This is a genomic window from Paenibacillus sp. LX16, from assembly GCF_036252815.1.
Taxonomy (GTDB): Bacteria; Bacillota; Bacilli; order Paenibacillales; family Paenibacillaceae; genus Paenibacillus; species Paenibacillus polymyxa_B.
The window spans coordinates 5,314,665-5,329,228 of the sequence record NZ_CP141152.1 but is presented as its reverse complement, the minus strand read 5'-3'; the positions used below and the strand labels follow the sequence as shown (position 1 = coordinate 5,329,228).

General features: G+C 43.2%; 7 protein-coding genes. All 7 read left to right on the top strand.

Annotated elements, in window-relative coordinates; translation table 11 throughout:
• Positions 1–180 precede the first annotated feature (180 nt).
• The 7 genes from T3H97_RS23810 to T3H97_RS23780 all read left to right on the top strand — a co-directional run bounded on the left by T3H97_RS23810 (position 181) and on the right by T3H97_RS23780 (position 14,409).
• The gene (locus T3H97_RS23810; RefSeq protein WP_328801060.1) at positions 181–2,196 is read left to right on the top strand and encodes a DUF5693 family protein; all 2,016 of its coding nucleotides are present in this window, start codon (positions 181–183) and stop codon (positions 2,194–2,196) included.
• Positions 2,172–3,308: a polysaccharide pyruvyl transferase CsaB gene (csaB, locus tag T3H97_RS23805; protein WP_328801059.1), complete on the top strand. Its 1,137-nt coding sequence runs from the start codon at positions 2,172–2,174 to the stop codon at positions 3,306–3,308. Before T3H97_RS23810 ends, csaB begins: the two co-directional genes overlap by 25 nt.
• Positions 3,309–3,316: 8 nt before the next feature.
• Positions 3,317–4,078 carry a WecB/TagA/CpsF family glycosyltransferase gene (locus T3H97_RS23800; RefSeq protein ID WP_328801058.1) on the top strand — a complete coding sequence of 254 codons (762 nt, stop codon included), beginning with the start codon at positions 3,317–3,319 and terminating at the stop codon, positions 4,076–4,078.
• Positions 4,079–4,215: 137 nt separating this feature from the next.
• Positions 4,216–5,346 carry a glycosyltransferase family 4 protein gene (locus tag T3H97_RS23795; protein WP_013312307.1) on the top strand — a complete coding sequence of 377 codons (1,131 nt, stop codon included), beginning with the start codon at positions 4,216–4,218 and terminating at the stop codon, positions 5,344–5,346.
• A gap of 190 nt (positions 5,347–5,536) precedes the next feature.
• Positions 5,537–9,553, top strand: coding sequence for an S-layer homology domain-containing protein (locus T3H97_RS23790; RefSeq protein WP_328801057.1), 4,017 nt, complete (start codon positions 5,537–5,539; stop codon positions 9,551–9,553).
• Between the two features lie 352 nt (positions 9,554–9,905).
• A complete protein-coding gene (locus tag T3H97_RS23785) occupies positions 9,906–13,043 on the top strand; it encodes an efflux RND transporter permease subunit (protein WP_190298122.1) in 3,138 nt (1,045 codons plus the stop codon).
• 19 nt (positions 13,044–13,062) lie between these two features.
• The gene (locus T3H97_RS23780; protein WP_328801056.1) at positions 13,063–14,409 is read left to right on the top strand and encodes an efflux RND transporter periplasmic adaptor subunit; all 1,347 of its coding nucleotides are present in this window, start codon (positions 13,063–13,065) and stop codon (positions 14,407–14,409) included.
• Positions 14,410–14,564 lie beyond the last annotated feature (155 nt).

Here is a 14,564-nt window from a genome sequence, read left to right as displayed (position 1 = left end):
GTACGCCGTGGAGGTCATTTCTGTATTGCAGAATAACCTGGAAGAGGCTTTGGGAAAATAGGCTTATTCCGGCAACGGAGGATTTTGCAAAATTCAATGAGTGACCTACCAAAAGGCTGAGTACGACAAGGTGGGCAGCATTGAATTTTGCAAAATCCCGAATATTAAGGAGGTTCTTTGGTGTATCAGAAATGGCAGTATTGGAATACGGCTTCTCGAAAATGGTTATGGATTTTGGTGGCTGTCGGCTTGCTGGCTTCCATTCCAGTCATCGCCGATCGTGTGAAGACAGAATCCTCGAGTAAAAAAGTAGAGATTGTATTCGATTATCGGGATTTGACGGAGGCAGCCTCGTATCAGGCTCACCCGCAGGACTATCTGAATGAGCAACTTGACCGCTTACAGCAAGCGGGTGTGAACAGCATGGCGATGTATGAAAGTACGTTGGATGATTTCCGTAAAGCGGGTCGCGTCGTAACCTATACGACTCAGAACGTTGCCGATATGGAAAAACGGCTTTCACCTGCAAATGAGAATTTTACGTATATTGTTTTCGCTGATAAAGAAAATGCCGAGGCATTAAAGCCGTTAATTTTACGTACGTTTACAAGCCTGGACATCAATGTAAAACCTTGGACTTATCAGGGACAGGAAGGGTTAGTTGTGGAAACATCTCCAGAGGATGCGTATCTCAAGCCCATGCAGCCTGACCCGATTGCGATGAAGCAGCTTCGGAGCAAAGGATTTTTTATTGTTCCACGGATGAGCGACAGTCTTCCTTACAACCAGGAGTTGACGGAAGAGATGCTTGCTTCCTTTCAGCAAAATGGTGTAAAACGCATTTTGTTTGAAGGTGATTCAGTCAAAGGCTTCACCGATAACGAGAAAGAGCATAGCTTAGCGGCATTTGCTAAATTGCTGAACAAATACGATATTGGCCTAGCTGCTATCGAAAACTTAAAAAAACCGCAAGCAGGCTTCAATAAGCTCGCTTACGATATCCACTATAACGTTGTGCGTTTATACTCATTGAGTGATAAAGATTCAACGCTCGATGTGGAAACGTTAGCTGATCGTTTTGCGCTGGCCACCAAGGACCGTAATATTCGCATGTTGTATCTGAATACCGCGCCTAGCCGTAGTATTGCTGAAGCCAAGGTGAAGGATTCAGTAGATAACCTAATCCACAGCTTGGACAAGCCGGGTAACGCTGTACAACGGATGGAGAAAAAGGGGTTTGAACTCGGACAGGCTGAACCGTTCCAAGTCGTCGATTCGTCCATTCAGCGCTATCTGAAAATGATTGTCGTACTAGGTGCACTGGCATTCTTCTCCATTATGGTGTCCTATTTCGTCCCGGCATTGACTTTGCTGGCATTTGCACTTGGCTTGGTAGGTTCAGCAGGACTTTACGTTTTGAACTCCAGCTTGATGGAGCAAGGCCTGGCCCTACTCGCAGCGATTAGCGGACCTACGGTTGCAATGATCATCGCCGTGCGTACGATTAGAATTAAACGTGAACAGGGGTCTGAACTTTCTGTAGGTCAGCGTTTGATTCAAACGTTTATACTGTACGTACAGACAGCGATTTTGTCGCTGGCTGCGGTGCCTTTTGTTATTGCCCTGTTGAACAGTATTGCTTACAGCCTTGTGCTGAACCAATTTAGAGGTGTAAGCTTGCTCCACATTCTGCCGATCTTCTTGGCAGCGATATATATTTTCTTTTATCGTGGCGTTTCTATACGAGAGGAAATTTCCAAGCTGCTACGTACACCGATTACTGTATTGTGGGTGATCGCACTGGCTGTTATCGCAGCCGCAGGTTATTACTATTTGACTCGTACTGGAAACGCGGGTACGGTGTCGAACACGGAGCTGGTTTTCCGGAACTTCCTTGAAAATGCATTTGGCGTACGTCCGCGCAATAAGGAATTTTTGATGGCTCACCCACTGTTTATTGCAGGGGCATTCCTGGCTTTGAAATATCGCAAAGCAATCTATTTGCTGATTATAGCTGCTATTGGCCAAGCCTCTATGGTGGATACCTTTGCTCACATTCACTCTCCAGCGGCACTGTCGCTTAGTCGCGGGCTGTTAGGATTGGGCTTCGGTCTGGTGCTGGGAATCATCGCAATTGTCGTGTGGCAAGTGCTGGAAGGGTGTTGGAAGAAATGGTCACCACAGCTCAAACGATAATCATCTCGGGTTATTACGGCTTTCACAATAGTGGAGATGAGGCGGTGCTCAAGTCGATTTTGACGGCTTTAGAGGAGGAGAGTCGTCAGGCGGGGGTTACAATCAAGCCTGTTGTTCTGTCTTCTGACCCCGCTTGGACACAGAAAATGTACGGAGTAGAAGCTGTACCGCGGATGAGTCTGGGGGAAGTTCGTAGAGCGATTAAAAACTGCGATGGGCTAATAAGTGGCGGCGGGAGTTTGCTCCAGGATGCAACAAGCCCTAAAAGTATTCCGTATTATCTGGCGATTCTGAAACTGGCCCAATGGGCTGGAAAGCCGACGTTTGTATATGCTCAGGGCATTGGGCCGGTACAACGGAAGATATTTTATCCTATGATCCGTTCTGTGTTTCAGCGCTGTGAATATGTTTCTGTAAGAGATGAGCAGTCTGCCGCACTACTGGGTACTATGAAACTAAAGAACCCAGTTGTCGAAGTTGTCCCTGATCCGGTAATGGGGCTTCCATTGCCCTCGGGTTCCGAGCTGCATAAAGCAGCAACTGAGTCGGATAAAGATAAACTTCCGATCATTGGTGTATCTGTACGTTACTGGGATAAGGAACGTCGCGATTTAACGGCTATTGCGGACGGCTTGAAAAAATTAGCTGCTGAGCGCCGTGTACACTTACGGTTTTTACCTTTCCATCTACCTGATGATGAGCAGGCTTCAAGGATGATAATGGAATTGTTGGGGGATATTAGGGGGACGGGAAGCCTTGTCAGCATGTGCGATCAAGTCACCGATCCTCAACAGATGCTGTTGGAAGTCAGCCGTTGCAGTTTGATGATCGGGATGCGACTACACAGCTTGATCTATGCAGCATCCCACCAGGTGCCTCCGTTGGGGATATCTTACGATCCCAAAATTGATCATTTCCTCAGCCGTGTCGGTAGCCAGCCTGTAGGCACTACAGAGGCACTGGATGGACAAAAACTGGCTAATGAGTCTATGCGGTTGCTGGATCAGCGAAGTCAATGGATCGAGAGCCAGGGAGCGGCCATTGCTTTGTTAAAAAGCGAGGCTCGCTTACCGGCACAGCATATCGTTAATTACTTGTGTCGCAAAGGATGATGGATACAGTGACAGTTGATAAGGTTACGAATGTGCCTACCGTCCCGATTTTCGGTGTTCCGGTATCAAGGCTTAATATGAAAGATACATTAAAGGTATTAATTCAAGCAGTGGAGTCTCGCCGGCCCCATCAAGTGATCACTGCCAATCCGATTATGGTAATGGCTGCATTGGAAGATCCAGTGTACATGAACGTGATGAAACAGGCAGAGTTGATTGTTCCAGATGGGACTGGCGTGGTCTGGGCTGCAAACTATGTAGGACATCCTGTACCTGAGCGGGTAGCGGGTTTTGACTTGTTACATGAATTACTTGCAGCTGGAGAAAACTATCATTGGAAGGTTTATTTACTGGGATCAACATCTGAGGTGATTCAAGCGACCGCACAGCGGGTACATGAGCTTTATCCCGGAATTACGGTTTGTGGCAAGCGTGATGGTTTTTTTGGACCTAAAGAGGATGAAGCGGTAATTGCAGCCATTCGTGAAGCAAATCCTGATTTGTTGTTTGTAGCACGTGGAGCGGACACACAGGAGCCCTGGATTGGTAAATATAAGAAACAGCTGGGTGTACCGGTGATGATGGGGGTTGGCGGTAGCTTCGATGTTATATCAGGCAGAACCAAACGCGCACCTAAATTGTTTCAAAAGCTACGGGCTGAATGGTTATATAGACTCCTCAAAGAGCCAAGCCGGTCCAAAAGAATGCTTGCGCTGCCGAAATTCGCCGCGAAAGTGATGCGTGAAAAAGAAAACGTCACAAAAGTGTGATAAATAGCTTGAATCTGCCTTCAAAACCCGCTAATTTGCCAGAATATGAGGCTTGGTATTTATTTTTGATCAGAGTATAATTCAATGCGGTTACATCTGAAAAGGGATTGCTTTAAAATTGGGGGTCGAATGATCAAATGTTATTGATCTATATTATTGGGTTCATCATGGCACTGGGACTTGCGCTGTTACTGACACCGCTCGTCAAGAAATTCGCTGTGAAGGTTGGAGCCGTCGATGTACCGAATGCCCGAAAAGTACATACCCGAATTATGCCGCGTCTTGGCGGACTGGGGATTTTCTTGGCATTTCTGTTGTCCTTATTGGCGGTGTTACCTTTTGTGCCTGACGGAATGCTGTCCTCTCGGGATATTAACTTTATCGCAGCCTTTCTGATTGGCGGTACGCTGATTACACTGATTGGTGCTCTCGATGATCGTTTTGATCTCAATGCAAAATTGAAATTTTTGGCTCAAATTGCCGTTGCGTGTATGGTCGTGTTTGCTTTTGATATTCGTGTAGATTTTGTAAATGTACCTTTTCAGGATGCATACTCATCTTTGGAAAGCTGGATTTCCATTCCGCTTACGATTTTCTGGATCGTAGGTGTGACGAATGCCATTAATTTGATTGACGGTCTGGATGGACTGGCTGCAGGTGTCTCAGGAATTGCGATTGGAACTATCTTTGTGATGTCGGTACTGATGGGCAATTACATGGTAGCTATGCTTTGTCTTGTGCTGCTGGGCAGTATTATCGGATTCTTATTTTTTAACTTTCATCCTGCGAAAATATTCATGGGTGATACAGGGTCATTATTTTTAGGTTTCTGTCTGGCCATGCTATCCATGCTTGGTTTCAAGCAAATTGCTATCGTATCTTTTATTACGCCATTGATTATTATCGGTGTACCTTTGTCAGATACATTCTTTGCTATCATTCGTCGCAAGTTGCAGAAAAAACCGATTTTCTCTCCGGATAAAGGTCATTTGCATCACTGCTTACGCGAACTAGGTTTCAGTCACAGACAGACGGTGTTGATTATCTATGGTATTGCTGCATTTTTCGGTGTATTGGCCGTGATTCAATCGTCTGCTGCGCTTAATGAAGCGAACTGGGTCACCTTTGTCGTGATTTGTATTATGATGTTCTTCCTACAGATTGGTGCAGAGGTTATTGGTCTTGTTGGCAAAACCAAACGCCCAGTTATAAACACACTGATTCGGTTGCTGGCTAAGCCAGATTCCCAAACGCGTTCGAAATTATAATTTTAATTTAAAAGTAAGCCTTCAAGCTTGGCGGTATACCGCGGGTTTGAAGGCTTTTTTGATGTTTGCTGTAAAAAAACTCCCTCCTTTTTTGAGAATTTACTAATTTTTTGTATGTTTACTACCGATAAAAAAAGTATTGAATGATTACGTACCCCAAGGTGCGACAGAATCAAAGGAGGACAATGATTTGAAACGATTGCTATCCATGTTGCTGACGGTTGGTCTCATCATTGGCTTGGTGCCGGCGGCCCTGGTAGGTACGGCTCATGCTGCGACGGGAACTTATTTTATTTTTCCAAGTGAAAAATATGATGTGGATTCGGCTAGAATGGTAAACACTGACCGAGTTACAGTTAACGGTACGATTAACGGAGTGAACGGAAGTACTATATCTTATAGTGTATTCCAACTCTCTAAAAATGGAACAAACCTTAACGTGGTTAATAAGAACGAGAGTCAAAAAGGCGGAATTACAGTCAGTGGCTCTACGCTTAAAGTTACAGACATTAAACTGTTTCCTGGTTTGAACCGGATTACATTTCAAAGTAGCCAAAATTCGGCTGATATGAAGGACTCCATTTACATTGAGTATCAGGATGGGCCTAAGCTTTATGATCTATCTGCTACGTTGAATGGTGAAACCGAGCAGTTGCTTGAGAATCAGACAGCGGTGCTGACAGACGCACGCAATAGCGGTACGGATGATGTGAAAGTAGTCATTCAAGGTACGGCTCCTAATGCTGACAGTGTAACGCTCACGTCTGCAAAAAGCAGTAATACGTATACAGTTAACTCTTACACTGGCTATAAACTAACGGGTAGTGTTGTACTGAGTCCGGGTAAAAATATAGTGACCATTAAAGTGAATAACGGAACTCAGGCTCTTACAGTTACACGTGAAATTACGATTTATACGGGTAAACCGGAATTTTCTGATTTGACCCTGAATAAGGATGGGAATGTTTCTGCTGATTTGGCCACTTCGCCTGACTTTACCGTATCGTCTACAAGTGGTGTGGTTTTAAAAGGTAATGTTTTGGTGCCAGGCGGTGCAACTGATCCAGGAGTGGCCACAATCAATGCACGTTTTACCGATGTGAGTAACAATGGTAGTGCTGTGGGTAGTGCGACTGGGGTTGATGCCACAATTGATACTGCAAATGTAGTTACATCAAATGGTTATAAAGTATATCCATTTCAGGTGACTGTACCTTCGGAAGCTGTACTTGATCATTTGACCAGAGCATCCCTGGGCATAACTTATACGGATAGCAGTACACCACCGGCTCCATCGGCTGTCCAATTTACATTGCGCAGCAGTACTCAGCCGTATATTGATGATATTAACTATCTTCCTGATTTTAATACTCAATTGTTGAACAGAACTAAAGGAAGCGGGTCTGATCAGGCAGCTGCCATAGATGAAGCTATGAAATTAACAGGTAGCTCTATGAAGAACAAGACTACAGATGCTGCATCTGTACCTGTAGGTATGGAGTTTATCGTTGTTAATGGTGCACCTACTTCGATTAGTGAGCTTTCCGGAGTAACAGTTCATACTGTAGGGTCGCAAGATGTAATTCGTACAATCAATGGTAAGTCAACGCAAGTGAAGAAAATTGTTGCTTATGTGGACACTTTGCCTAAAGAAGGACAAAATGTACTGAATTTTTATCTGAATGGTGACTCGACCAAGTTAATTAAAGCAACGGTGAATCTGTTGCAGGGTCCGTTTATGAAATACGACACGATTTATGATGGGCAACAAATTCCGTTGAATACATCCAGCTCAAACTTGAATACCTATAAATTGACTCAGCTGGGCAACTTTAAAGGTAAATTGCTTGATGTGAGCAACGCAGCAGATATTCATTACACTGGAAGTAACCGAAATGTATTCCTGTATATTAATAATGTATTGGTTGATTTGGATGGTTCAGGAGCGGACTTCAAGCTTGCTGGTTCCTCGGAGACAGCCGCAGCCAATGCCTTGGCGAACGGGAATAATGAAATCAAGTTTGTATACAAGCCAGGTATTGAGTATAGCAATACGGTAAAAGTAAACTTTACACAGACGAATATTCCAGTAATTCCTGTTCCCAACACACAAGGAATCATCCCTTTTACACCAGTTAGCGGCTTGAGCAATACGCCGAAATATAGCGAAATTGCTCCGAAATCAAAAGATGCTAATTTCACCAAAGTGGATGATACTAACTACAATACATCTCTGAAAAATATCAATGTATTTGGTACTTTCAGTATTGCTGATTTGGGTAAAGCAGATCAGGTAAATGGTTCGTTAAGTGATATTGCTAATAAAGATCAATATATTTTGGAGATTAAGGGATCGGATGACAGTGAAGTCAACTGGACACTGAGTAACGAGTTTTTCTCAGCAGAAGATGCTAAGACAACATACAATTCCGGTTCTACTACAGATAAATTTACAAATAAAGATTTAAAAGACCTGCTTGTGTACTACCATCCAGACAAAAAGTATTTCAGCTTTGTGTTGAAAAACCAAACTATTTCGCAAGATGGAACACCAGTAGCTTATAATATTACCTTGTACAATAGCGGTAAGAGCGGACCATTTGCTACTTTCCGACTGCAAGTATCCGGTCAATCCACATCTTTTGATATTTTGCGTCCGCTCCCTGAAAAGAGAATCGTGAATCAAAACTTTGTGCAAGTTGTTGTAAATGCAGGTAATGCAGATAGTGTTACGGTAGGTAAAGAAACAGCAGTTCAAGAGGGTTTCGACTCTGATTATGATGGCACCATTGATTATCCATCAACTTACAAAGCCATCGTTACAGGTCTAAAAGCCAACAAAGATAATAAAATTGACGTAGTGGTTACTGTAGGCAAAGAAAAACTGAAACAGACCATTACTGTTAAATATGTGCCTACTAATATCCCTGGCGAGCAGTACATGGAAGCGATGAAAACATCGCACAAAGTGTTCGATGGTAATCTTACACTTGCTTTTGCAAAGGGAACGAGTCTGATTCGTCGGGACTACGATCAACCGCAACAGTTCAAAAACCAGGTTTTCTCTGGTCACAATTTGTACTTTGCAATAGCAAATAGCGAAGATGGTGTGGTTGACCGTCATGAATTTGAAACTGAAAAAGCATTGTCCGATATGCAGAGCTTGATTGCAGATGGAAGTAGATACTTCAACAGAGATTTTCCGGCCCGCTTTAATATGTCGAGTCCGGTATTCTGGATTGATCCAGGTACAGCAGATGACATTAAAACGGATGATTACGATCCGGTAACTTATGGTGCTGATCCTTATCAATTGGCTAACAAGTCGCAAAATGACAGTAGCAAGATCAAAAACTTCTACTGGCGCGACCCATCTAACGAGTTAGTACCATCCAAGCGTGCTACATTGACGCTGACGTATGATAGCAGTATTGCTCAGGATGCAGGGAAACAAATGACAGTGTTCTATTTTGATTCTGATCTTAAAGATTGGCAGAACATTGGTGGTGTGGTGGATCCGAAAAAACATACCATTAAGGTACCGTTTGATCGTTTTGGCTACTATGTAGTTGCTAAGGTTGGAGAAACGTATAGTGATGTCATTAAGCACAAATACGCTAGAGATTACATTGAGGCTATCTTGGCCAAAGGTGTCATGAACCCAATGGATCCAATTAATAGCTTTGGACCTGACAGCTACATTAAAAGAGGCGAATTCACGTCTATGATTGTCAAAGGTCTGCAAATTCCGCTTAATTTCAGTGGAGCGAAGCATTTCGACGACGTGTCTATTCCAAATACGATATCAGCAGATGCCCTATACGATTATCGTTATATTGAAACAGCTGCGCGTGCCGGTATTGTCAAAGGTTCACAACCAAGAATCTTTATGCCGGAAGATGTAATCACACGTCAAGATGCAGCAGTCATTATTGCCAAGGCATTGAATTTGAAGCTGGAAACAGACCATGACAAGATCATGAAGAACCTGTCTAAGACCTTTAAAGATGCGGACAAGATTGATTACTATGCGCAAGCATCTATATTGGCTATCGCCAAGAAAGGCTTTATCACAGGGTCGCCTGTGGATGCAAGTGATCTGAAAAAAGGATATATGTTTAATCCTACTTCCTTGACCTTGCGCGGAGATGCAGCGATTATTGTAGCTAAAGTTATGGCTGATAAAAAACTGCTTCCTAAAATCTAATCAACAAAACACCTGAATTTATTAAACATCCCTCCATGCGAAATGGTAATTCCCTTTCATATACATGAGAGGGATGTTTTTTATAAATCAGCTATTTGACTGGGATTAAGGGCCTATGCCATAATATCAATGAGATGAAAACTTTGGCTAAGCATTACAACGTTTTTTATTTTCGATTCACATTAAACGTTTGTAATTAACTGTTTTTTTTTAAACGTTTATCTCAAAATGTGTTTATTATTTTTTTATATGTTTTTTTTGCACATTTATCTGAAACTTTACGCCTATTTCATCGTAGTAGTGGATGTGTGTGCTTAAATATTACATAGAGAAGTGAGTGGGGAGTGATGAGATGTCTCAGTTTTCAATACGCCGTCCTGTAACAGTATTTATGTTAATTATTGCTTTGTTAATCGGGGGCGGTATTTTTGCGTTAAGACTTCCTGTAGAGCAAATGCCGGATATGAAGCTGCCATTCGCTGCAGTGGTGACTAGTATTCCAAATGCAACGCCTACAGAAGTTGAGGAATTGGTTACTAAACCTATTGAGAAAAGTCTGGCTTCTATTGAGAACGTGGACACAATCATGTCCGAGTCTTCAGAAGGAACATCTATGGTCATGATTCAATTTAACTGGGGAGTAGATATCAATCAAGCAACCCTCGACATGCGAGATAAAGTTGATGGGGTTAAAGGGTCTCTTCCCAAGGCGGCTAATTCGCCGCGTGTCCTTAAGGTGGATCTCAACGCAACGCCGGTTATTACGCTCTCTCTTACAGGAGACCAGGATATTAACAAGTTGAAGCCTATTGCTGAAGATATTATTGAGCCGCGGCTTGAAAGAATTGCGGGAGTAGCTGCAGCCAACATGTCAGGTGGGCAAGCTCGGCTTGTGAAGATTACTGTAGACCAAGCCAAACTTCAAAGCTATGGCATTACGCTAGATCAAATCAGCCAAGCGCTATCGTCTAATAACGTAGCGGGTTCTGCTGGTTCGGTGTACCGAGGCAATACAGAAATCCAACTTCGGGTTCAAGGTGAATACAAAGCTGTTTCAGAAATGGGTGAAACGCCAATTCCAGTAGGGAAGGGAAGCATTAAGCTAAAGGACATCGCGACAGTTGAAGATTCCTTGGATGATGTTACAACCATTTCTACCTATAACGGAAAGCCAAGTATCAATATTTCTGTTACTAAAGCCACAGGGGGGAATACCCTTTCAATCGCCGATTCTGTAAAGGATAGTTTAGATTCGATACGGAAGGAATTGCCTCCGGGAACTCAATTGGAGATGGTAACAGATGCATCCAAACCCATTAGCGACTCCGTGCACTCATTAGTAGAGCATGCTATATTGGGACTTATTATCGCAGCTATTGTGTTGCTGTTATTTTTGAATAGTATACGTTCTACCATTATTGCTACTATCGTTATTCCAATTTCCTTCGTAGCTACGTTTATGATGATGTATTTCACCGGACAAACCATTAATATTATTTCACTGAGCGGTTTGCTTCTGGGGTTAGGATCCTTTGTCGATTTTGCGGTTGTTATTATTGAGAATATTTTTAGACAGCGACATGAAGGTAAAAGCATGCTACAAGGGGCTATTGATGGCTCCAAGCAGGTGGGTAATGCCGTTATGGCATCTGCACTTGCGCAGATCGTAGTATTTTTACCAGTTGTTTTTGTTGACGGAATTGCGGGAGTTCTATTTAAACCGTTGGCGTTAACAGTTATTTTCTCTCACATTGCAGCCTTGCTTGTATCCCTTATGATTGTGCCGATGCTGGGATCACGTTGGCTACCTACCGTGCCAGATGAATCCATTTATTCTTCAGGTACTTATAAGGGTGTTAACCCTATTGTGTGGTTTAATATTGGCTTCGAGAAATTTAAGAGTGGGTATCGCCGTATACTGAAGTGGGGTATTAACCATAGAAAATCTGTGTTAATTATTACTTTATTAATGTTTGTGGCAGCTGGGGCTCTAGTTCCTTTCGTTAAGGCTGAATTTATCCCAGCATCCGATACTGGGGAATTCACAATTAACGTGAAACTTCCTAATGGAACGGTCTTGGAAGAAACGGAAAAGGTTGTTCAAGATATAGAAAAAGAAATTTTGAAAGTTCCGGATCTAGATAAAATGACAGTGACTGTTGGTTCTGGTGGCAATTCTGGTTATTCAGGGGCAGCTCCAACCAACTCAGCAGATCTAAGTGTAACACTGAAGGATGGACATCAGCCAACAGATGGTGTAGTTGAGGGCCTTCGTAAGAAATTTGATAGCATTCCGGATGCAGAGATTACAATGGCGTCTACAACAGGCCTTTCAAGCGGAGCGGCTGTTAACATTAATCTAAAAGGTGACGATATTGACGTCCTGAGAGAACTCTCGGACAATCTCGTTGCGGACGTGAAAAAAATACCGGGTACGGTCAATGTGAAAAGTAGCTTGAGTGCGGTTCGCGAAGAATATGAGATTACCGTTAATCGGGAGCTTGCGAGTCGATATGGCTTATCAGCAACTCAAATCTTATCTGCAGTGAATACTTCTTTTAATGGGTCAGTCGCCACAAGCTATCGTACAGGTGAAGATCAGATTGATGTGAAGATATCGTTACCAGAGCAAAACCGCCATGATTTGTCAAATCTAAAAGCCTTACGGATTACCACTCCACAAGGTATTGATGTACCTTTGTCTTCCGTAGTAAGTATTGATAAACGGACTGTACCCGATACTGTTACTCGTGAAGACCAAACGCGTCAAGTGCAGATTACAGCTGATATTGACGGAACAGGGGATATTCTTACTATTAATCAAAAAATAGATGCTCTTTTGAAGACTACTCACTTCCCAGAGGGCTACAGTGCAGATACGGGTGGCGGCCAAAATGAACAAATGATGGAGTCTTTCATGAACTTAGCGATAGCTATTTTGCTATCTGTCGTGCTCATTTATATGGTTATGGCAGGACAGTTCGAATCGTTGCTCACACCGTTTGTTATTATGTTTTCCGTTCCACCTACGGTAATTGGTGTGCTTATCGGTTTAGCTGTAACCGGGGCGAGTCTCAGCGTTTCAGCTTTGACGGGTTACATCATGCTCGTCGGTTTGGTCGTCAACAATGCCATTGTTATGATTGACTTTATAATTCAGCTCCGAAAAGACGGCCAAGATCGGGATGAAGCTATTATTCATGGAGCGTCTGAGCGGTTGCGTCCGATTTTGATGACCACGCTGGCTACTGTACTAGCTTTGCTCCCAATGGCATTCGCTACAGGAGAGGGTAACGAAACACAAGCACCGATGGCAGTTGTTGTTGTATTCGGGTTATCCTTCGCAGCTGTTATTACATTGATTCTTATTCCGGTAGTCTACGTCATCATGGATAATATGATACAAAAACGTAAGAATCGGAAATTAAAAAGACAAGCGAAGAGAGAATTAAAAAAAGAAGCGAAACTACAAAAAAGTGTTCATATATAAGGTGAGGTGGAGAAACATAATGAATAAAAAAAGTGCTCTGATTGCTACAACTTTGCTTTTATCAGTTGCATTAGCGGGTTGCGGTGGGGGGGAGGCCCCTGCCGCTCCAACTGCGGCGCAGCAAGCCATTCCGGTCCAAGTGGCCAAAGTGACCAAAGGTAGTATTAGCGATTCAACAGGTATTATTGGAAGCTTTGCTCCCAAAGAGACGGCTCAGGTGTCTCCGAAAATTAGTGGTAAGATTCAAAGTATTAATCTAACAGTGGGGCAAAAAGTAAATAAGGGCGACACATTGTTTACTATAGACCAAAAGGACCTGCGGGACTCGATTAAGCAATCCCAGGAGTCGTACCAGGTTGCCCTGGCCAATTTAAAGCAGGCAGAGTCAGGTGCAGCGCAATCGGTGCAGCAGGCAGAATCCAGCGTGGATCAAGCCAAAAGTGCGCTTGTCCAGCAAGACAACACCATCACCCAAGCTCAGACCAGTTTGGTAGATGCTCAGAGTTCCGTGCGTGATGCTCAAAATACGCTTAATCGCAACCAACAGCTGTTTAGTGCGGGTGCTCTTTCTCAATCCGAGTTAGAGCAGTCTCAAATAGCGCATAGAAGGGCCTTAACTGCGGTGGAGAATGCACAGATCACACTTCATAATGCGCAAACGTCCAAGGAAAGTGCGCAAACAACATATAATAATGCTCAAAAATCATTACGTCTTGCACAACAGAAAACGGGTATTGATGTAGCCCGAGCTTCTGTTAATCAAGCTAAGTCCAGTTTAGACACAGCACGTAGCCAATTGGTGGATTCTGTAGTCAAAGCTCCGATTTCTGGCACGATATCGGTAGTAACAGGAACCCAGGGGCAAATGGTTAGTGCACAATCTGCGGTTGCTACAATAGCGAATACCAATCCTATTATTGCTAAAGTCAACGTTTCTGAATCTGAGCTTCTTAAGTTGCAGGTGGGTTCATCTGTGACTGTAGGTGTGGACTCCTTAGATAAGCGAATTGAGGCCAGAGTATCAGCTGTCAATCCGGTAATGGATAATGATCTCAAGGCATATCCTGTCGAGATTTCGGTTCCTAATGGTTCAGGTGAATTAAAATCAGGGATGGTTGTGACTGTATATATGAAGTCAGAAGCTCCTAAAAACATTTTGGTATCGCAGGATGCCATTACCGAGCAGGCAGGGAAGAAGTATGCTTATGTAGTGGAAGGAACTGTTGCTAAGCGGGTGGAAGTGCAGACAGGTCAGGAAAGCGCCAAACAGGTTGAGGTAACCAAGGGGCTTGCTGAAGGACAAAATGTTGTCGTTAAGGGCGTTAGTCTGCTTACGGATGGCGCGAAGATTAATGTAGTGAAGTAATTTGTCTCGGTTATATATACCGTAAATCACTGTTACTCCGTCATTCCTACTACTTAAAGAGTATTAGATTTCAAGGGAATCTATAGACTTTATGTACTTTATATATTCTATGGATAATTCTTAACGAATATACTCCATTAAAGACCGACTTAGAT

Bases quoted from the DNA above. Each gene is read 5' to 3' on its own strand.
- csaB (WP_328801059.1), top strand. From the start codon at position 2,172: ATGGTCACCACAGCTCAAACGATAATCATCTCGGGTTATTACGGCTTT.
- T3H97_RS23795 (WP_013312307.1), top strand. From the start codon at position 4,216: ATGTTATTGATCTATATTATTGGGTTCATCATGGCACTGGGACTTGCG.
- T3H97_RS23785 (WP_190298122.1), top strand. From the start codon at position 9,906: ATGTCTCAGTTTTCAATACGCCGTCCTGTAACAGTATTTATGTTAATT.
- T3H97_RS23780 (WP_328801056.1), top strand. From the start codon at position 13,063: ATGAATAAAAAAAGTGCTCTGATTGCTACAACTTTGCTTTTATCAGTT.